Here is a 19,305-nt window from a genome sequence, read left to right as displayed (position 1 = left end):
CCGCTAAGCTAGCCGCCCATGCCGACTCTCGTTTCGAACCCGTTATACAGTTCATTGCATCATTGCGGTCTGCCAGGCCTGGAGCCCGGCGGTGCGGTCGTGCATGCGTCACTGTGTGGGTTCATCGTTTTTAAGGAATTGTTATGACTGCTGGCCTGCAAGGCTCGTTGATGGTGGACGTCGCCGGTACCTGGCTGACGGCTGAGGACCGCCATCTGTTGCGTCAGCCCGAAGTGGGCGGCTTGATCATCTTCGCTCGCAACATCGAGCACCCGCGCCAGGTGCGCGAACTGAGTGCGTCGATCCGGGCCATCCGTCCCGACCTGCTGCTGGCGGTCGATCAGGAAGGTGGGCGCGTCCAGCGTCTGCGCCAAGGCTTCGTCCGCCTGCCGGCGATGCGAGCCGTCGCCGATAACCCGAATGCCGAATACTTGGCCGAACAGTGCGGCTGGATCATGGCCATGGAAGTCTTGGCGGTTGGCCTCGATTTGAGTTTCGCCCCGGTGCTGGACCTTGATTACCAGCGCAGCGCCGTCGTCGGCAGTCGTTCCTTTGACGGCGATCCCGAGCGCGCCGCACTATTGGCTGGTGCTTTCATTCGTGGCATGAACGCCGCGGGAATGGCCGCCACCGGCAAGCACTTTCCAGGGCACGGCTGGGCCGAGGCCGACTCCCACGTCGCCATTCCCAACGACGAGCGCAGCCTCGAACAGATCCGCGCCAACGACTTGGTGCCCTTCGCCAAACTGAGCAAACAGCTCGCGGCGGTGATGCCGGCCCATGTCATCTATCCGCAGGTGGATGCGAGTCCAGCGGGGTTCTCCCGGCGTTGGTTGCAGGACATTCTGCGAGGCGAGTTGCAGTTCGATGGCGTGATCTTCAGTGATGACTTGTCCATGGCTGGCGCCCATGTGGTCGGCGATGCCGCCAGTCGAATCGAGGCTGCGCTGTCGGCAGGTTGCGACATGGGCCTGGTGTGCAACGACCGCGCGGCCGCCGAGTTGGCCTTGAGCGCTGCTCAGCGTCTCAAGGTCACGCCATCGGCCCGGATCGCCCGCATGCGTGGCCAGGCGTTCGCCACCACTGAATATCGTCAGGACCCACGCTGGTTGACAGCTATCGGCGCGTTGAAAGCCGCCCAACTGATCGATTAAAGGACGTTTTACATGACCGTTTACGCAATTATTGGCGGCACCGGCCTGACCCAGCTCGAAGGCTTGACCATTCGCCAGTCCCTCTCGGTGGAAACGCCCTACGGCGCGCCATCGGCCGACGTGCAGATCGGCGACTATGCCGGACGCGAGGTCTTGTTCCTGGCGCGCCACGGCCATCCCCATCACCTGCCGCCTCATCAGGTGAATTATCGCGCCAATCTCTGGGCCTTGAAGCAGGCCGGCGCCCAGGCTGTCCTGGCCGTCAATGCCGTGGGCGGGATTCACGCTGCAATGGGCACCGGTCATTTCTGCGTGCCCCACCAGTTGATCGATTACACCAGCGGTCGCCAGCACACGTATTTTGCGGACGACCTGGAAGCGGTGACCCACATCGACTTCAGTTATCCGTACACGGAGTCGCTACGCCAGCAGTTGATCGCAGCCCTGGCCGCCGAGGGCTGTGGCTATAGCAGCCATGGTGTCTACGCCTGCACGCAGGGCCCGCGCCTGGAAACCGTGGCTGAAATCGCCCGCCTGGAGCGTGACGGTTGCGACATTGTCGGCATGACCGGCATGCCGGAAGCGGCCTTGGCCCGTGAGCTGGAGCTGGATTACGCCTGCTTGGCCTTGGTGGTGAACCCGGCAGCAGGCAAGTCCACCACAGTGATTACCATGGCCGAGATCGAGCAGGCGCTGCATGACGGGATGGGAAAAGTGAAGTCGACGCTGGCGCGGGTGTTGATGGCCGGTTGATGAGCTTGTACAGGACGACGGAGGGAGCCGAGCCTTTTCGGCTCCCACTAAAAGCCCCGGAAGCGGCTTTTATCAGGGCGGGATGACCTAGCGTTTTTCCAGCTTCTCCGGCAGCGGTGCGAACAGTGCTTCGATGTCCTCATTCTGCAGTTTCCAATCTCCGGCCACGCGGCCATCCAGTACACCCGCCGCCAGGTCGGATTTTTCTTTTTGCAGCAGCTGAATCTTCTCCTCCACGGTGCCACGGGCGATCAGCTTGTAGACAAATACCGGTTTTTCCTGGCCGATGCGGTAGGCGCGGTCGGTGGCTTGGTTTTCGGTCGCCGGGTTCCACCACGGGTCGTAGTGGATCACCGTGTCGGCTTCGGTCAGGTTCAAGCCTACGCCGCCAGCCTTCAGGCTAATGAGAAAAATCTGACGCTTGCCGCTCTGGAATTCCTTCACGGGAGTGCGCCGGTCGCGCGTTTGGCCGGTCAGGATCGCATAGGCGACGCCGCGCTTTTTCAGTTCCTCTTCAATTAACGCCAACATGGAGGTGAACTGCGAAAACAGCAGCACCCGCCGGCCTTCTTCAAACAATTCTTCGAGCATTTCCATCAAGCTGTCGAGCTTGCCCGAGGTGCTGCCCCGGGCGGGCAGGGTTGCGTCGTTGATCAGGCGCAGGTCACAGCACACCTGGCGAAGCTTGAGCAGCGCTTCGAGGATGATGATCTGGCTGCGCGCCACGCCTTTGCGAGTGATCTCATCGCGGACTTTCTTGTCCATGGCCAGGCGCATGGTTTCGTAGACGTCCCGCTGGGTATCGCTGAGCTCGACCCAATGGATGATCTCGGTCTTGGGCGGTAGTTCGGTCGCCACTTGTTCCTTGGTCCTGCGCAGCAGGAAAGGTTTGATCCTACCGTTGAGGTGCTGCAATCGTACGTCGCTGTGGCGTTTTTCGATCGGCACGCGGTAGTCGCGGTTGAAACTCTTGACGTCGCCAAGCCATCCCGGCAGCAGGAAGTGAAACAGCGACCACAATTCCCCGAGGTGGTTTTCCAGCGGCGTGCCGGACAGGCAGAGCCGCTGCCGGGCGTTGAGTTCGCGGGCGGCCTGGGCGGCTTTGCTGGTGGGATTCTTGATGTACTGGGCTTCATCGAGGATGAGTACGTGGAGGGGCTGCGCTGTCAGTCGTTCGACATCCTTGGGGAGCAGGGCATAGGTGGTAAGGATCAGGTCGTAATCAGCCAACCGCTCGAAATGTTTCTTGCGCCCGGCACCGTACAACGCCAGTACCTTGAGCTGCGGGGTGAAATGGCTTGCCTCGTCGAGCCAGTTGGGAATCAGGCTCGTCGGCATCACGACCATGCACGGCCGGTCGAGGCGACCGGCGATTTTTTCGCTGAGAATGTGCGCCAGGGTTTGTAGGGTTTTGCCCAGCCCCATGTCATCCGCGAGGATACCGCCGACTTCCAGCTGCCGCAGCGATTGCATCCAGCTCAGGCCTTCGAGCTGGTAGGGGCGCAGCGTTGCGTTCAGGCCTTGCGGCGCGGTGGCGGTGTAATCCTTGATGTCGCGCAGGCGCTGGGCGAGGCCGCGGATGTGTTCACCGCCCTCCCAGCGCAGGGGCATATCCTGCAGCGGGTTCAGGCGCAGGGCGTCCGCGCTGTTGAGTCGCAGTTTGGTGGTGCCGGGCTCTTGCAGGTAAAACTCGCCGAGCGTCGCCAGTACCGGTTTCAGCCGGCCGTAGGGCAGGGCCACCTGCTGCGGACCGAATTCCGAGTTTGGACGGTTGGGCAAATTGACCAGGATGAGCTCGTCATCGCGACGCCTGGCCAGCCGTTCCGGGTTGAACAGTTCGATGTGCGAGCGCATCAGGTTCAACAGGATCGGCAGCAGGCTCAGTCGCTCGCCGTTGACGATGATGCCCAGCTCCAGGTCGAACCAGTCACGCTCCGGTGTGTCCTCGACCGTGGCGTACCACTCGTCCACCGCCGTCAGGTCGAAACCGAAATCTTCGTCGATCTGCAATTCCCAACCCTGGCTTCGCAGTTTCGGCAGATCGTTGAGGGTAAACGTCAGCCAGGCACTGTCATTGACCATTTCGTACAGTTCGCCAGCGCTTTCCGGCAGCGCCTTGCTTTGCCGGGTCGCCACCTTGAAACCGAGGATTCGCAGCTGTTCGCGGTAGGACTGTTCGACATCGGTCTGGCGTTTTATCCGCAGCGTCTGGGTTTCCTGGCGAATCAGCACGTCGGTGTTGCGCTGGCCGCTGACGTACTCGTCCAAATAGCTGAACGAGAGCGCGGCGCGGTGCTGGATGTAGCGCTGCATCTTGCCATTGCGCGGCTCGAAGGCGCTGAATTCGACACTCGCCAGCCACAGCCGTGGCACCGGCTGCACGTTGTCCACCAAGACCTGCGGTGCGGCCTTGGGACTGCGGTTGTCCAACACTGCCTGGAGTTTTTCCAGCAACTGCGCATCTTTTTCGGCGGCAGGGTAGGCCAGGGTTTCCTGGACTTGCAGCAGTACGGCGGCGCAATGCTTGCAGTTGATGCGCACCGGACAAGAGCAGGCCGCTTCGAGCAGGATCAACGCACCTTTGGCCGACTCCTTGAGGCGAATGGTCTGACGATAGACGCTTCCGCCGGAACCTTCGCAACTTGCAATAATGGTGCTGTCACCGGCCTCGACGATCCTGACGCGGTTTTCCAGGGCGTAACGGCGCCCACGCTCCAGGCTTTGTTCCTTGAATCGATTGACCCAGGAAGGAGCCAGGGGTTTGCTCAGGGGCGAGGGCATAGGCGCGCCGATCAGTCCGGAATCACGTCGGGAGCCTGCCGTGGCGCAGGCGCGGTCAGCGAGGTGATCTTGATCAGCAAGCCTAGATGGCCGTTATCGAGGAAGTTCAGTTGGCCATTCTTGGTATGGCTCTGCTGCTTGAGCCGCTCGCTGGCGGTGACTAAGCCGTTGGCGTCGATTTGATTGACCCAGAAGTCCGCGTCGACGTCGGTGAAGCGACCGAGCTTCAGTTCGAGGGTGCCCTCGATGGGAAACTGACCGAACTGTTCGGCGCCGTCGCTGACGGCGATTTTGCGCCCTTGTTCGCCCAGGTTCTGCTGCCAGGCCTTGTGCACCAGCACGGTGTATTGGCCGCTGGCGTTGAGTTTCTCGACGATGTTGCCCAGTGCCGGCGTGCGCTGGCTGTCCGCGCCAAGGCGTTGCGCGCCGGCGTCCCAGTCTTCCGGCGCGGCGCGGCTGATAATCGCCGGTTCAGCATTCTGGCGGACCAGGATCATTTCAACCTGGTACAGGTCGTCGGCAAACGCCAGGGGAGCGATCAGGGTCATCAACAACGTCAAGGAGCGAAACAGGCGCATTGGGCGTCCTTCAAGCAGTGGTCGGAGTGAGGCGCTCGAACAGCGCTTCAACGGTATTGAAACGCTCTTCCGGGCGTTCCATGGGCACCATGAACTTGAACATCGTGGCGCCTTCGAACTTGTAGCGTTTGGGCTGGCCCTGGATCAGCTTGATCAGCACCAGCGGATCGACCGGCGTCTGGGCTTCGAATTCGATACGGCCACCGTTGGGGCCACCGTCGACTTTCTTGATGCCCAGTTGCTCGGCCTTGAGCTTGAGCAGCGTGGTGCGGACCAGGTTCTTGGTCGGCTCCGGAAGCAGGCCGAAGCGGTCGATCATCTCCACTTGCAGGTCCTTGAGGCCTTCTTCGTCGGTGGCCGAGGCGATGCGCTTGTACAGGATCAATCGGGCATGGACGTCCGGCAGGTAATCTTCCGGGATCAGCGCCGGCACCCGCAGGTTGATCTCCGGCCCGCCGCCCAGGGGCTGGTCGAGGTTCGGCTGCTCGCCCTTGCGAATCGACTTGACTGCGCGTTCGAGCATTTCCATGTACAGCGTGAAGCCGACGGCCTGGATCTGGCCGCTCTGACCATCGCCGAGCAATTCGCCAGCGCCACGAATTTCCAGGTCGTTGGTGGCCAGCACGAAACCGGCACCGAGGTCCTGGGTATTGGCAATGGCTTCCAGGCGCTTTTCCGCGTCCGGGGTGATCTGCTGGCGGGGCGGCGTCAGCAGGTAGGCATAGGCCTGGTGGTGACTGCGCCCAACCCGGCCGCGCAACTGGTGCAGCTGGGCCAGGCCGAACTTGTCGGCGCGCTCAATGATGATGGTGTTGGCGCTTGGCACGTCGATGCCGGTCTCGATGATGGTCGAGGCGATCAGCACGTTGAAGCGCTTGTGATAGAAGTCGCTCATCACCTGTTCGAGTTCGCGTTCGCGCATCTGCCCGTGGCCGATGCCGATTCGGGCTTCCGGCACCAGCTCGGCCAGGTCGGCGGCGCATTTGTCGATGGTCTTCACGTCGTTGTGCAGGTAGTAGACCTGGCCGCCGCGCAGCAGCTCACGCAGCAAGGCTTCCTTGACCGTGCTCTTGTTCTGCTCCATGACGAACGTACGCACCGACAGGCGACGGGCCGGCGGCGTGGCGATGATCGACAGATCGCGCATGCCCGATACCGCCATGTTCAGCGTGCGCGGGATTGGCGTGGCGGTGAGGGTCAGGATGTCGACTTCGCTGCGCAGCGCCTTGAGCTGTTCTTTCTGGCGTACACCGAAGCGGTGCTCCTCGTCGATGATCACCAGCCCGAGATTCTTGATCTTCACGTCATCCTGCAGCAGCTTGTGCGTACCGATGACGATGTCGATCTTGCCCTCGGCCAAGTCGGCAATGGCGGCGTTCACTTGCTTGGTGGATTTGAAACGGCTCATCACTTCCACGGTCACCGGCCAGTCGGCGAAACGGTCGCGGAAACTGTTGTAATGCTGCTGGGCGAGCAGGGTGGTCGGTACCAGGATCGCGACCTGTTTGCCTCCGTGCACGGCAATGAAGGCGGCGCGCATCGCCACTTCGGTCTTGCCGAAACCGACGTCGCCGCACACCAGCCGGTCCATCGGCTTGGACGCGAGCATGTCGGCGCGCACGGCTTCGATGGTGGTCTGCTGGTCGACGGTTTCTTCGAACGGGAAACCCGCGCTGAACGTTTCGTAGTCGGCTTTCGGGTCGGCAAACGCATGACCCTCCCGCGCGGCCCGGCGGGCATAGATATCGAGCAATTCGGCGGCGACATCGCGCACCTGTTCGGCGGCCTTGCGCTTGGCTTTCTGCCAGGTTTCCGAACCCAGGCGGTGCAGCGGCGCCAGGGCGTCGTCGCTGCCGGTGTAGCGGGCGATCAGGTGCAGGTTCGCCACCGGCACGTAGAGTTTGGCGCCCTCGGCGTATTCCAGGGTGAGGAACTCGGCGGCCTGGTTATCGATTTCCAGCGTTGCCAGGCCCAGGTAGCGGCCTACGCCATGGTCGATGTGCACTACCGGCGCGCCTTCGCGCAGTTCCGTGAGGTTCTTGATGACCGCGTCGTTGGCGGCGTCGGCGCGTTTTTCACGGCGGCGGCGCTGCATTACGCGCTGGCCGAACAGCGGGCTTTCGGCGACCAATGCCAGGGCCGGATCCTCGAGAACCAGTCCGTCGTTCAGCGGGGCGATGGTGATCGCCAGGCGATCCTTGCCGGCGACAAAGTCCGGCCAGCTGTCGACGGTCTTCGGCCGCAGTTTCAGGCGTTCGAGCAGCTCCAGCAATACTTCGCGCCGTCCCGCGGACTCAGCGGTGAACAGCACGCGGCCGGGGAACTCGTCAAGAAAACCGGCCAGGGCCGCCAAAGGTTGCGTGGCCTTGGCTTCGATCGCCAGATCCGGCAGTGGCTTGGCCGGGAAGCGTTCGCGACCGGCACCCACTTCCACGTCCTGCTGGCTCGCCACCACGCGTGGCCAGCTCTTGAGCCGGGCGAAGCAGTCTTCCACCGGCAGGAACAACTCGGCCGGCGGCAACAAAGGCCGGGCCGGATCGACGCGGCGTTCCTCGTAGCGGTTGCGCACGTCGTTCCAGAAGTTTTCCGCCGCCTGCTCGATGCCTGGCAGGGAAAACACTTGGGTGTCCTGGGGCAGGTAGTCGAACAGGGTGGACGTCTCTTCGAAAAACAGCGGCAGGTAATACTCGATACCCGCAGGTGTGATGCCGCTACTCAGGTCCTGGAAGATCGGGCAGCGGCGGAAATCCACATCGAAGCGCTCGCGAAACCGTGCCTTGAAACGGGTCACGGCGTCTTTTTGCAACGGGAATTCCTTGGCCGGCAGCAGGCGGATCGACTGGACCTTGTCGATGGAACGCTGGTTTTCCGGGTCGAAGGTACGCAGCGTCTCGATCTCGTCGTCGAACAGGTCGATGCGATACGGCAATTTGCTGCCCATCGGGAACAGATCGATCAAGGCGCCGCGCACCGTGAACTCACCGTGCTCGTACACCGTATCGACGTAGCGGTAGCCGCTGGCCTCGAGCCGGGTGCGCATTTGCTCGACGTCGAGCTTCTGACCGATGTCCAGCACCAGGCTGCTGCCGAGCAGGAATTGGGTTGGTGCCAGGCGATGTAGGGCCGTGGTGATGGGCACTACCAAAACGCCATGACTGAGTTCCGGCAGCCGATAAAGGCTGGCGATACGCTGGGAAATGATGTCCTGGTGGGGCGAGAACAGATCGTAGGGCAGGGTTTCCCAGTCCGGGAAATGCAGCACGGGCAAATCCGGGGCGAAGAAAGCCAGCTCCTGTTCGAGCCGCTCGGCGCTCTGGCTGTCAGCGGTCAATAACAGGGTGAAGCGCTTTGCAGCGCTGGCAGCCTCGGCAATGGCCAGGCTCAGGGCGGCACCGGGCAGGTTGCCCCAGTGCTGTTTACCTGCCGCGGCAGGGAGAAGCGGAAGACGCAGAACGGGCACGGAAGGTTGAGCTCCAAGCGTTGCGACAAAGTCGACAATTGTAGCGGGGGAAGTGCCCGGCTGTCAGTCGCGGACTACTCTTGCAGCACCTAAAACCACGGCGCGACGGGCGCGCATTGCTCCGCAGAGGACTCGGCGTCATAATGTAGCCCCTTTTTTCAGCCCCTACATGTGGAAGGTTACCGTGACTCAGAAGCCCGACCAGTGTCTTGGTGAATGGATTGATCGTGAAGCCCTCGCCGAAGCGATGATCCCTCTCATCGGTCAGCTCTACCGCAATAACAACGTGGTGAGCTCGATCTATGGCCGCAGCCTGATCAACCAGTCTGTCATCGCGATCCTCAAGGCCCACCGCTTTGCTCGCCACCGTTCTTCCGACGACAGCGAACTCTCCGTCCACGAAACTTTCCCCCTGCTCAAGGCCATGAGCGAGCTCAAGCTCGGCGCGGCGTCGGTAGACCTGGGCAAGTTGGCTTTCAAATTCCGCAACGAAGGCAATGGCCGTAGCGCCGAGCAATTCGTTCGTGAAGAAATGGCTGATGTGGTCGGTCAGCAAAACGCTTCGGCCCGCAAAGGCACCGACGTCGTGCTGTACGGTTTCGGTCGTATCGGCCGCCTGCTGGCGCGCATCCTGATCGAAAAAACCGGTGGTGGCGACGGCCTGCGCCTGCGGGCCATCGTCGTGCGCAAGGGCGCCGAGAATGACCTGACCAAGCGCGCCAGCCTGCTGCGTCGCGATTCGGTCCATGGTTCGTTCAACGGCACTATTACCATCGATGAAGAAAACAACACCATCACCGCCAACGGTAACCTGATCCAGGTGATCTACGCGAAGAACCCGGCCGAGGTGGATTACACCCAGTACGGCATCAAGGACGCCCTGCTGGTGGACAACACCGGTGTATGGCGTGACGCCGACGGCCTCGGCCAGCATCTGGCCTGCCCGGGTATCGACCGTGTTGTTCTGACTGCGCCTGGCAAGGGCAAGCTGAAGAACATCGTTCACGGCATCAACCACAACGAAATCACCCCTGACGACAAGATCGTGTCCGCCGCTTCCTGCACCACCAACGCCATCGTGCCGGTGCTCAAGGCTGTGAACGACAAGTTCGGCATCATTAACGGTCACGTTGAAACGGTTCACTCGTACACCAACGACCAAAACCTGATCGACAACTTCCACAAAGGTGATCGCCGTGGTCGCAGCGCCGCGCTGAACATGGTCATCACCGAGACCGGTGCTGCCACCGCTGCCGCCAAGGCCCTGCCTGAGCTGGCCGGCAAGCTGACCGGTAACGCGATCCGTGTGCCGACCCCGAACGTGTCGATGGCCATTCTCAACCTGAACCTTGAGAAAGCCGCCACCCGTGAGGAAATGAACGAGTACCTGCGCTACATGGCGCTGCATTCCGATCTGCACAAGCAAATCGACTACGTCAACTCGCAGGAAGTCGTTTCCACCGACTTCGTCGGCTCGCGCCACGCCGGTGTTGTCGACGCCGAAGCGACCATCGTCCAGGACAACCGCGTTGTTCTGTACGTCTGGTACGACAACGAGTTCGGCTACAGCTGCCAGGTGGTTCGCGTAATGGAAGACATGGCTGATGTGAATCCGCCTGCGTTCCCGCGCTAAGCCTTAACCGCTTGTGAAAACGCCCCGACTTGTCAGGGCGTTTTTTTTCGCCTGGAATTTATCGGGCACCGCTGACCACTGAGGCCTGCGCCGTTCGCAGTTCGTGCCGGTTGCCCTTGAAGAGCACCAGCGTCGCAACCAAACCCAATACCGCCGCGCCACTGAGCCAGATCCCCGGCGCGGCCTTGTTATTCAGCACATGGATCAGATAAGTACAGGCCGCCGGGGTAAACCCACCGAACGTCGCCGTCGCCAGGCTGTAGGCCAGGGAAAAACCAGTGGTGCGCACTTCGACGGGCATGATCTCCGTCAAGGCGACCACCATCGCTCCGTTGTACGATCCATACAGGAACGACAACCACAACTCGACGATCAGCAAATGGCTGAAACTGGGGTTCGCCACCAGCCAGGACAGCGCGGGGTATGCAGTCAAGATTGCGAGAATGGTCGCACCCAGCAGCAAGGGTTTGCGCCCGATCTTGTCGGAAAACGCGCCCATGACTGGCAGCCAGAAAAAATTCGATAAGCCGATACACACCGTGACCAGCAGGGCATCCAGGTCTGACAGGTTCAGCTCGGCCTTGCCAAATGTTGGTGTGTAGGCAGTGATCAGGTAGAACGACACAGTGGTCATCACCACCAGCGCCATGCCCGCCAGGACGATGCCGAAATTCTGGCCGACGGAGCGGACGATTTCCGACAGGGTAGGACGGTGTTTTCTTGCCTGGAATTCAGGCGTTTCTTCCAGCGAACGGCGAATCACGAAGATGACCGGCACGATCAGGCAACCGATCAGGAACGGCACGCGCCAGCCCCATTCACCCATTTCCACGGGGCTGAGCCAATGATTCAGAGCGACTCCCAGCAAGCCGGCAAACACGACGGCGGCCTGTTGGCTGGCGGATTGCCAACTGACAAAAAAGCCCTTGCTCCCCGGCGTGGAAATCTCCGCCAGGTACACCGAAACACCACCCAATTCGACGCCAGCGGAGAAGCCTTGCAACAACCGCCCCAGCAGCACCAGCAACGGCGCTGCCACGCCGAGGGTGGCGTAACCCGGCACACAGGCAATCAGCACGGTGCCGGCGGCCATCATCGCGAGGGTGATGATCAGGCCTTTGCGGCGGCCGTGGCGGTCGATGTAGGCGCCGAGAAAAATCGCCCCCAAGGGACGCATCAGGAACCCAGCGCCGAATGTCGCCAAGGACAGCATCAGCGAGGCAAAGGCACTGTCGGTGGGGAAGAATGTCTTGGCGATGGCCGTGGCGTAGAAGCCATAGACCATGAAATCGAACATCTCCAGGAAGTTGCCGCTGACAACGCGAAAAATCGCCTTGCCGTTGCTCGTTTGGGAAGGCATGTGTAGGTACTCACTCTGGCCAATCTTGTAGGGAAGCATTGCTCGCTGCGGGAGCGCTGTAGCCCATAATGGCCGGCGTGGTTTTGAGGGGAGATGAAGATTTGTTAACTGGACGATGGATTGGGCTTGTGATGCTGGCCGGCGTGTTGTCCGGTTGCGGCAACGGCGACACCCTTGAACGCTTCGATGGCCCGACCATGGGTAGTCGCTATTCGATCCAGTACGTCAGGCATGTCGCCACACCCGGTCTGAAAGAGGTGCGCGGCGAGGTGGAAAACATCCTTGCCGAGGTCGATCGGCAATTTTCCACCTATCGCGGTGACTCGGACATCGAGCGTTTCAACGCGCTGCCAGCCGACAGTTGTGCGGTCATGCCAGGTCCGGTTCTCGAATTGATCCGGGTCGGTGAGCAGCTGTCTTCGCAAAGCGATGGCGCTTTCGACCTGACCGTGGAACCTTTGCTGAATCTATGGGGGTTTGGCCCTCAGTCCCGTACCGAAGAGGTGCCCAGTGCCGACGCTTTGGCCCAGGTACGGCAACGTGTCGGCTATCGGCATTTGCACATCGACGGCGAGCGGTTGTGCAAAGACGCCGCGGTCGAGGTCGACTTCAACAGCATCGCGGCGGGCTATGCCGTCGACCGCATCGCCGCCCGGCTGAAGGCATTGGGCATCGACAGTTATCTGGCCGAGGTCACTGGAGAACTCAAGGCCGTCGGGCGCAAGCCGGATGATTCCGCTTGGCGTATCGCCCTGGAAGAACCCCGGGACGACAAACGAGTGGCGGAGCGGGTCATTGAGCTCAAGGGTTATGGCGTTTCGACCTCGGGCGACTACCGTAGATATTTCGAGCGGGGCGGCAGGCGATATTCCCACACCTTTGATGCACGCACCGGTGCGCCGGTCCTACACAGCCTGGCGTCCGTCACGGTGATTCATCCTTCGGCGATGATGGCCGATGGACTGTCGACGTTGTTGCTGATTCTCGGTCCTGAACAGGGTTGGGACTATGCCCAGGAGCATGGCATCGGGGTATTTTTCGTCTTGCGGGGCAATGACCGTTTCGTCGTTCGCACAAACGATGCGTTTGAACGGATGGCCAGCGGAAAAACCCAATGATGACAGCGCCCTGAAAGGTTACCTGTGGCGAAATAGCGCAGGTAAAGGGGAGCGCCCCCTAGCCTACGACGCGACCAAGGGGTAATGTGCGCGGCGTTGACGCTTCTAATAGACTGTGGCCGGTGGCGTGAACCGGTCCGAAAATTGTTCCTTCATGCCGCCGGCCGGCATGATTTAGCCGTCGGAGCCAAATGTGGCGCCGCGGCCTGTTCTGAGGAGTACGCATGGCTGTCTACAACTACGACGTGGTGGTATTGGGTTCCGGCCCGGCGGGAGAGGGTGCGGCCATGAACGCCGCCAAGGCAGGGCGCAAGGTGGCGATGGTCGACAGCCGTCGGCAGGTCGGCGGCAACTGCACCCACTTGGGCACCATCCCGTCCAAGGCCTTGCGTCACTCGGTCCGGCAGATCATGCAATTCAACACCAACCCGATGTTCCGGGCCATCGGCGAGCCGCGCTGGTTCTCCTTCCCGGACGTGCTCAAGAGCGCCGAGAAGGTGATCTCCAAGCAAGTGGCCTCGCGTACCGGCTACTACGCCCGCAATCGGGTCGACGTGTTCTTCGGCACCGGCAGCTTTGCCGACGAGCAGACGGTCGAAGTGGTCTGCGGCAATGGCGTGGTCGAGAAACTGGTGGCCAAGCACATCATCATCGCCACGGGATCGCGTCCGTATCGCCCGGCCGACATCGATTTCAACCACGCGCGTATCTACGATAGCGACACCATCCTGAGCCTGGGGCACACCCCGCGTAAGCTGATCGTCTACGGCGCCGGCGTGATCGGTTGCGAATACGCCTCGATCTTCAGCGGCCTGGGTGTGCTGGTGGAGCTGGTGGACAACCGCGGCCAGTTGCTGAGCTTCCTCGACTCGGAAATCTCCCAGGCCCTGAGCTATCACTTCAGCAACAACAACATCACCGTGCGCCACAACGAAGACTACGAGCGCGTCGAAGGTTGCGACAACGGCGTGATTCTGCACCTCAAGTCGGGCAAGAAGATCAAGGCCGACGCCTTGCTCTGGTGCAACGGCCGTACCGGTAACACCGATACACTGGGCCTCGAAAATATCGGCGTGAAGGTCAACAGCCGCGGCCAGATCGAAGTCGACGAGAACTATCGTACCTGCGTGCCGAACATTTATGGCGCCGGCGACGTGATCGGTTGGCCAAGCCTGGCCAGCGCCGCCCACGACCAGGGCCGTTCGGCTGCCGGCAGCATTGTCGACAACGGCAGCTGGCGCTTCGTCAACGATGTGCCGACCGGCATCTACACCATCCCGGAGATCAGCTCGATCGGCAAGAACGAGCAGGAGCTGACCCAGGCCAAGGTGCCATACGAAGTGGGCAAGGCGTTCTTCAAGAGCATGGCGCGGGCGCAGATCGCCGGCGAGCCGCAAGGCATGCTGAAGATCCTGTTCCACCGCGAGACCCTGGAAGTGCTCGGCGTGCACTGCTTCGGCTACCAGGCATCGGAGATCGTGCACATCGGCCAGGCGATCATGAACCAGCCGGGCGAACTGAACACGCTGAAGTACTTCGTCAACACCACGTTCAACTACCCGACCATGGCCGAAGCCTATCGGGTAGCCGCCTACGACGGGCTCAACCGGCTTTTTTGAGCGGCTCCGGCCGGTGGCCTGAGCCGGCCGGGGAGACCGATTTCAGCAATTCTCAAGGGTGGCAGTGGCCAAACCGGGAAAGTCTGTAATCAGGCTGTCAGCGCCAAAGTCGGCGAGCCTGCGCATCAGCGCGGGCTCGTTGACGGTCCACACCGACACATGCAGCCCCTGGCGCTGCGCCTTGACCAGGCGTTCCGGCGTGCACAGGGTCCAGTTCAACGCGAGAATCTCGCAGCCATAGCTTTGGGCGACCTTCAACGGGTCGAGCCAGGCGTATTCGGCCACCAGTCCACGGGAAACGTCTGGCGTCAGGTCCAGGGCGGCCTTGAGGACTTCCCTGGAACTGGACGTAATGGTGATCTTGTCCAGCAGTCCGAAACGCTGGGCCATCTCGCGGATCCCCAGCACGGTGGCGGCAGCCCGGGTGCGTGATGCGCTTTTCACCTCCAGTTGCCAGTGCTCGAAATCACACTGTTCGAACAGTTCTTCCAGGCGCGGGATCGGGCAAGGCTTGATCCAACCCGGTCCACCCTTGCGCGCGTCGTAGGTCACCAGTTCGGCAGCGGTGTGCTCAACGACCTTGCCCCGACGGTCCGTGGTGCGCTTGAGGGTCGGATCGTGGATCACCATCAATTCGCCGTCCATTGACAAGTGCAGGTCCAGCTCGCAACGGCGCACGCCGTGCTTGAGACATTCCTGGAAACCGATGAGGGTGTTTTCCGGTGCTTCGCCCTTGGCGCCGCGGTGGCCATAAATGAGGGTCACGGTTCTTCCTTATCGATGCCAGATTCGTTCAGTTCTCGGGCCAGGCGTCGTTCCTGAGCCTGTTTTTGCAGGATATAGCGGGCCAGCAATTGCCGCTGGGCGTCAGTCGGGTGTTCAAACTCGGTGCCTACGTCATAGCCACCGCCCTTGGGGTCGCAATGGGTGACGCGCGCACGGAGCAACAACCCCAACGCCTGGGGCATCAGCACCAATTTGATCGAAAGGTGGGCGCCGACGGCGATGGGGGTGGGGTATTGGAAGTCGATGCCGCCTTCGGAGATGATCACCGGCTGGGGCTCGCCGATTTCGCCGAGTACCGTCACGGCGATGACCTGGCTGAGCAAATCGATGCGCTTGTTCATGGCCTTGAGATAGGCCGCGATGCTGCGTTCGCGCTCGCTGATCTGGCGCAACAGGTGTTGTGACTCGAATTCGCTCAGGTGCAGTTCGCTGAGCAGATTGAACAGTGGGGACTCATCCTGCAACACTTCCTGGCTGGCAGCTTCAGGAATGGACAAGGGCCGAATTTCCAGTGCGATCGTGTCCTCGATACGGTAGTATTCGCGGCGATCTTCTTCATCTAATGTCGACATGGCGAACCCATGGTAGCGGCGGTGGTCTGAGTGTAAAGCTGGTTTGTGACCCCCGCCACAAGGACGTTCCTTTTCCCTCCGAACAAGCCCCGACATGTTCAGACCTCTCTTCGTATTTATCGGCACGCGTTATACCCGTGCAAAGCGTCGCAATCATTTTGTATCGTTCATTTCCCTGACTTCCATCATCGGACTCGCCTTGGGCGTGGTCGTGATGATCGTCGTGCTGTCGGTGATGAACGGCTTCGATCATGAAATGCGCACCCGCGTGCTGGGCATGGTGCCCCACGCGACCCTCGAAACCGGGGAAGCCATCAGCGACTGGCCAAGCCTGGCCGCCAAGGTCAAGCAGAACCCTCAGGTGCTGGCCGTTGCGCCCTTCACCCAGATGCAGGGGCTGCTGACCAACGACGGCAAAGTCTCCAAAGTCTTGCTCAACGGCATCGACCCCGGGCTCGAGCGGAAGGTGTCGATCATCGACAACTTCATGAAACAGGGCAAACTCGACGACTTGGCGCCGGGCAGCTTCGGCATCGTGATCGGCGACAAGGCTGCGGCCAAGCTCGGCGTGGCCATCGGCGACAAGCTGACGTTTGTCGCTCCGGAGGTCACCGTGACGCCGGGCGGGATGTTCCCGCGCATGAAGCGCTTTACCGTGGTCGGCATTTTCCATGTCGGCGCCGGCGAGCTGGACGGCTACCTGGGCGTGACCAATCTCCAGGATCTGGCCCGCCTGCATCGCTGGAAGCCGGATCAAGTGCAGGGCCTGCGGCTGAAGTTCGACGACCTGTTCCAGGCGCCGCGCGTTGCCTGGAGCATTGCCCAGCAGCTCGGCGAAGACCGTTACTACGCCCGTGACTGGACCCGCACCCACGGCAACCTGTACCAGGCGATCCGCATGGAGAAGGCCATGATCGGCCTGCTGCTGTTGCTGATCGTGGCCGTGGCGGCCTTCAACATCATCTCGACGCTGGTGATGGTGGTGAACGACAAGAAAGGCGACATCGCCATACTGCGCACCCTCGGCGCCACGCCGGGGCAGATCATGCGCATCTTCATGGTCCAGGGCACGGTCATCGGCGTGATCGGTACGTTCGTGGGGGCCTTGGTCGGGATGTTCGCCGCATTGAATGTCAGCGCCGCGATTGCCGCCCTTGAAGGGCTGCTCGGGCACAAGTTTCTCAACGCCGACGTGTATTTCATCGATTACCTGCCATCGCAGTTGCAGTCCGATGACGTGTTGATGGTCTGCGGCGCCGCGTTGATCCTGAGTTTCCTCGCCACCCTGTACCCAGCCTGGCGTGCCGCGCGCACCCAGCCGGCAGAGGCGTTACGTTATGAGTGAGTCGGGCATGAGTGAAAAAGCTATCTTGAGCTGCCGCAACCTGGGCAAATCCTACGAGGAAGGCCCGGAGTCGGTGGTGGTGTTGTCGGGCCTGCAACTGGAACTGCATCCTGGCGAGCGCGTGGCGATTGTCGGCACCTCCGGATCGGGCAAAAGTACTTTGCTGAACCTGCTCGGTGGCCTGGATACGCCGACTGCCGGCAGTGTCTGGCTGGCCGGTGAAGAACTGTCGGCGCTGAACGAGAAGGCCCGGGGCCTGCTGCGCAACCGGTCGCTGGGTTTCGTCTACCAGTTCCACCATCTGCTGCCCGAGTTCACCGCCCTGGAAAACGTCTGCATGCCGCTGTTGATCGGCCGCACGGCGATTCCCGAAGCCCGGCAGCGCGCCACGGCGTTGCTGGAGCGGGTAGGGCTGGGCCATCGCCTGGAGCACAAGCCGGCCGAGCTGTCCGGTGGTGAGCGCCAGCGTGTGGCGATTGCCCGCGCCTTGGTCAACAAGCCGGGGCTGGTGATGCTCGACGAGCCCACCGGCAACCTCGATTCCCACACCGCACAAGGCATCCAGGATTTGATGCTGGAGCTCAGCACCTCGATGCGTACGGCGTTTCTTGTGGTGACTCACGACATGAACCTGGCCCGGCAGATGGACCGCGTCCTGCACTTGCAGGAAGGTTGCTTGACGCCCATCTGACTGGCCAGAACCCGGTACTTGCTGCAAGTGTCGGGTCTTTTATTTTCATACGGTGCCCCGCGAATGTTCAGACCGTTATCGATCTTTATCGGCACGCGCTATACCCGCGCCAAGCGCCGCAATCGCTTCGTTTCGTTCATCTCCATGACCTCGATGATCGGCCTCGCCTTGGGCGTGCTGGCGATGATCGTCGTGCTGTCGGTGATGAACGGCTTCCAGCGCGAAATGAGCTCGCGCATCCTCGGCATGGTGCCTCACGCCACCATCGTCGGCGTCAATCCGATCGACGATTGGCAGCCGGTGGCCGCCGCGGCGTTGAAAAATCCTGAAGTGACGGCCGCCGTGCCGTTCACCGAGATGGAAGGGATGTTGAGCCACAAAGGCTCGATGCAGCCGATCCAGATCAGCGGCGTTGACCCGGCCCAGGAGGGCCAGGTCTCGATCGTCGCCCAGCACATCGTCCAGGGGCGTCTCGATGCCCTGAAGCCGGGCGAGTTTGGCGTTGTCATCGGCGAAATCACTGCCCGGCGTTTCCGCCTCAACGTCGGCGACAAGCTGACCTTGATCGTGCCGGAAGTCAGCACCGCGCCGGGCGGCATCACGCCACGGATGCAGCGGTTGAACGTGGTGGGTGTGTTCAAGGTTGGTGCAGAGCTGGACGGCTCGATGGCGCTGATCCACCTTGCCGACGCCGCACAGATGCAGCACTGGCAGCCGAACCAGGTGCAGAGTGTGCGCCTGGCGGTGAAGGATTTGTACGCGGCCCCGAAAGTCTCCGGTGATATCGCCACCGGCCTTGGCGCGGCCTACAAGGCCGACGACTGGACCCACACCCAGGGCAGCCTGTTCAGCGCCATGAAAATGGAAAAGACCATGATCGGCCTGCTGTTGTTGATGATCGTCGCGGTGGCGGCGTTCAACATCATCGCCACCTTGATCATGGTGGTGAACGATAAAGGCGCGGACATCGCCATCCTGCGCACGATTGGCGCCACACCGCGGCAGATCATGGCGATCTTCATGGTCCAGGGCACAGTGATTGGCGTCGTCGGTACGCTCATCGGTGGCGTGCTGGGGGTGATTGCGGCGTTGAATGTCAGCGCGCTGGTGGGCTGGCTGGAAAGGGTCAGCGGCCAACACATCTTCAGTTCTGATGTGTACTTCGTCAGCAATTTGCCGTCGGAACTTCAGCGTGGCGACGTGGTGTTGATCTGCTCGGCGGGGTTCATCCTGAGCTTTCTTGCCACCGTGTACCCGGCGTGGCGCGCAGCGAAGATCGAACCGGCGCAGGCGTTGCGGTATTCCTGATAGCCCGTGAAGCCCCCCGTGGCGAGGGAGCTTGCTCCCGCTGGGCTGCGCAGCAGCCCCAAAAGCGGCGGGCTTATTATGGATGATGTGCAGACTTTCAGATTTTTTGGGAGCGCTTCGCGCTCCAGCGGGAGCAAGCTCCCTCGC

At 61.5% G+C, this 19,305-nt stretch carries 14 protein-coding genes; 8 read left to right on the top strand and 6 right to left on the bottom strand.

Annotation, left to right across the window (positions count from 1 at the left end; genetic code table 11):
* The first annotated feature begins 155 nt into the window (after positions 1 to 155).
* Positions 156 to 1,154 carry a beta-N-acetylhexosaminidase gene (gene nagZ / locus J3P82_RS16625; RefSeq protein ID WP_434563859.1) on the top strand — a complete coding sequence of 333 codons (999 nt, stop codon included), beginning with the start codon at positions 156 to 158 and terminating at the stop codon, positions 1,152 to 1,154.
* Between the two features lie 12 nt (positions 1,155 to 1,166).
* On the top strand, positions 1,167 to 1,907 hold the full coding sequence (locus J3P82_RS16620) for an S-methyl-5'-thioinosine phosphorylase (protein ID WP_434557824.1): 741 nt from the start codon (positions 1,167 to 1,169) through the stop codon (positions 1,905 to 1,907).
* Between the two features lie 87 nt (positions 1,908 to 1,994).
* Here the strand turns inward: J3P82_RS16620 and J3P82_RS16615 are convergent, their stop codons facing one another.
* The 3 genes from J3P82_RS16615 to mfd are packed head-to-tail and all read right to left on the bottom strand — an operon-like array spanning position 1,995 to position 8,726.
* The gene (locus tag J3P82_RS16615) at positions 1,995 to 4,688 is read right to left on the bottom strand and encodes a DEAD/DEAH box helicase (RefSeq protein WP_434557823.1); all 2,694 of its coding nucleotides are present in this window, start codon (positions 4,686 to 4,688) and stop codon (positions 1,995 to 1,997) included.
* An 11-nt stretch (positions 4,689 to 4,699) separates the two neighbouring features.
* Entirely contained in the window at positions 4,700 to 5,266 is a 567-nt protein-coding gene (locus J3P82_RS16610; protein WP_434557822.1) for a CsiV family protein, read from the bottom strand.
* Positions 5,267 to 5,276: 10 nt separating this feature from the next.
* Positions 5,277 to 8,726: a transcription-repair coupling factor gene (mfd, locus tag J3P82_RS16605; RefSeq protein WP_434557821.1), complete on the bottom strand. Its 3,450-nt coding sequence runs from the start codon at positions 8,724 to 8,726 to the stop codon at positions 5,277 to 5,279.
* A 169-nt stretch (positions 8,727 to 8,895) separates the two neighbouring features.
* On the opposite strand from mfd, the gene J3P82_RS16600 reads away from it, so the two are divergent.
* A complete protein-coding gene (locus J3P82_RS16600) occupies positions 8,896 to 10,359 on the top strand; it encodes a glyceraldehyde-3-phosphate dehydrogenase (protein WP_434557820.1) in 1,464 nt (487 codons plus the stop codon).
* A 58-nt stretch (positions 10,360 to 10,417) separates the two neighbouring features.
* Here the strand turns inward: J3P82_RS16600 and J3P82_RS16595 are convergent, their stop codons facing one another.
* Positions 10,418 to 11,719 carry an MFS transporter gene (locus J3P82_RS16595; RefSeq protein ID WP_434557819.1) on the bottom strand — a complete coding sequence of 434 codons (1,302 nt, stop codon included), beginning with the start codon at positions 11,717 to 11,719 and terminating at the stop codon, positions 10,418 to 10,420.
* A 131-nt stretch (positions 11,720 to 11,850) separates the two neighbouring features.
* On the opposite strand from J3P82_RS16595, the gene J3P82_RS16590 reads away from it, so the two are divergent.
* The gene (locus J3P82_RS16590) at positions 11,851 to 12,837 is read left to right on the top strand and encodes an FAD:protein FMN transferase (RefSeq protein WP_434563857.1); all 987 of its coding nucleotides are present in this window, start codon (positions 11,851 to 11,853) and stop codon (positions 12,835 to 12,837) included.
* A 224-nt stretch (positions 12,838 to 13,061) separates the two neighbouring features.
* Positions 13,062 to 14,456, top strand: coding sequence for a Si-specific NAD(P)(+) transhydrogenase (gene sthA / locus J3P82_RS16585; protein WP_186609814.1), 1,395 nt, complete (start codon positions 13,062 to 13,064; stop codon positions 14,454 to 14,456).
* Positions 14,457 to 14,498: 42 nt separating this feature from the next.
* Here sthA and J3P82_RS16580 read toward each other — a convergent pair whose 3' ends face one another.
* Together J3P82_RS16580 and J3P82_RS16575 are read right to left on the bottom strand one after the other, a co-directional pair.
* Positions 14,499 to 15,221 (bottom strand): glycerophosphodiester phosphodiesterase, encoded by a 723-nt coding sequence (locus J3P82_RS16580; RefSeq protein WP_434557818.1) that lies wholly within the window; start codon positions 15,219 to 15,221, stop codon positions 14,499 to 14,501.
* Complete coding sequence (locus J3P82_RS16575; RefSeq protein WP_434557817.1) at positions 15,218 to 15,814, bottom strand: PilZ domain-containing protein; 597 nt, start codon at positions 15,812 to 15,814, stop codon at positions 15,218 to 15,220. Before J3P82_RS16575 ends, J3P82_RS16580 begins: the two co-directional genes overlap by 4 nt.
* A gap of 94 nt (positions 15,815 to 15,908) precedes the next feature.
* On the opposite strand from J3P82_RS16575, the gene J3P82_RS16570 reads away from it, so the two are divergent.
* From J3P82_RS16570 to J3P82_RS16560, 3 genes are all read left to right on the top strand, one after another.
* A complete protein-coding gene (locus J3P82_RS16570; protein WP_434557816.1) occupies positions 15,909 to 17,159 on the top strand; it encodes a lipoprotein-releasing ABC transporter permease subunit in 1,251 nt (416 codons plus the stop codon).
* A 7-nt stretch (positions 17,160 to 17,166) separates the two neighbouring features.
* Positions 17,167 to 17,850 carry a lipoprotein-releasing ABC transporter ATP-binding protein LolD gene (lolD, locus tag J3P82_RS16565; RefSeq protein WP_162843734.1) on the top strand — a complete coding sequence of 228 codons (684 nt, stop codon included), beginning with the start codon at positions 17,167 to 17,169 and terminating at the stop codon, positions 17,848 to 17,850.
* Between the two features lie 63 nt (positions 17,851 to 17,913).
* The gene (locus J3P82_RS16560; protein ID WP_434557815.1) at positions 17,914 to 19,158 is read left to right on the top strand and encodes a lipoprotein-releasing ABC transporter permease subunit; all 1,245 of its coding nucleotides are present in this window, start codon (positions 17,914 to 17,916) and stop codon (positions 19,156 to 19,158) included.
* Positions 19,159 to 19,305 lie beyond the last annotated feature (147 nt).

It is taken from the genome of Pseudomonas sp. Z4-20 (assembly GCF_051131955.1).
GTDB classification, from domain to species: Bacteria; Pseudomonadota; Gammaproteobacteria; order Pseudomonadales; family Pseudomonadaceae; genus Aquipseudomonas; species Aquipseudomonas marvdashtae.
This window is presented reverse-complemented; position numbering and strand designations above follow the sequence as displayed.

Coding starts and splice junctions, on each gene's coding strand:
- J3P82_RS16620 (WP_434557824.1), top strand. CDS start 1,167: ATGACCGTTTACGCAATTATTGGCGGCACCGGCCTGACCCAGCTCGAA.
- J3P82_RS16615 (WP_434557823.1), bottom strand. CDS start 4,688: ATGCCCTCGCCCCTGAGCAAACCCCTGGCTCCTTCCTGGGTCAATCGA.
- J3P82_RS16610 (WP_434557822.1), bottom strand. CDS start 5,266: ATGCGCCTGTTTCGCTCCTTGACGTTGTTGATGACCCTGATCGCTCCC.
- J3P82_RS16600 (WP_434557820.1), top strand. CDS start 8,896: ATGTGGAAGGTTACCGTGACTCAGAAGCCCGACCAGTGTCTTGGTGAA.
- J3P82_RS16595 (WP_434557819.1), bottom strand. CDS start 11,719: ATGCCTTCCCAAACGAGCAACGGCAAGGCGATTTTTCGCGTTGTCAGC.
- J3P82_RS16590 (WP_434563857.1), top strand. CDS start 11,851: ATGCTGGCCGGCGTGTTGTCCGGTTGCGGCAACGGCGACACCCTTGAA.
- sthA (WP_186609814.1), top strand. CDS start 13,062: ATGGCTGTCTACAACTACGACGTGGTGGTATTGGGTTCCGGCCCGGCG.
- J3P82_RS16575 (WP_434557817.1), bottom strand. CDS start 15,814: ATGTCGACATTAGATGAAGAAGATCGCCGCGAATACTACCGTATCGAG.
- J3P82_RS16570 (WP_434557816.1), top strand. CDS start 15,909: ATGTTCAGACCTCTCTTCGTATTTATCGGCACGCGTTATACCCGTGCA.
- lolD (WP_162843734.1), top strand. CDS start 17,167: ATGAGTGAAAAAGCTATCTTGAGCTGCCGCAACCTGGGCAAATCCTAC.
- J3P82_RS16560 (WP_434557815.1), top strand. CDS start 17,914: ATGTTCAGACCGTTATCGATCTTTATCGGCACGCGCTATACCCGCGCC.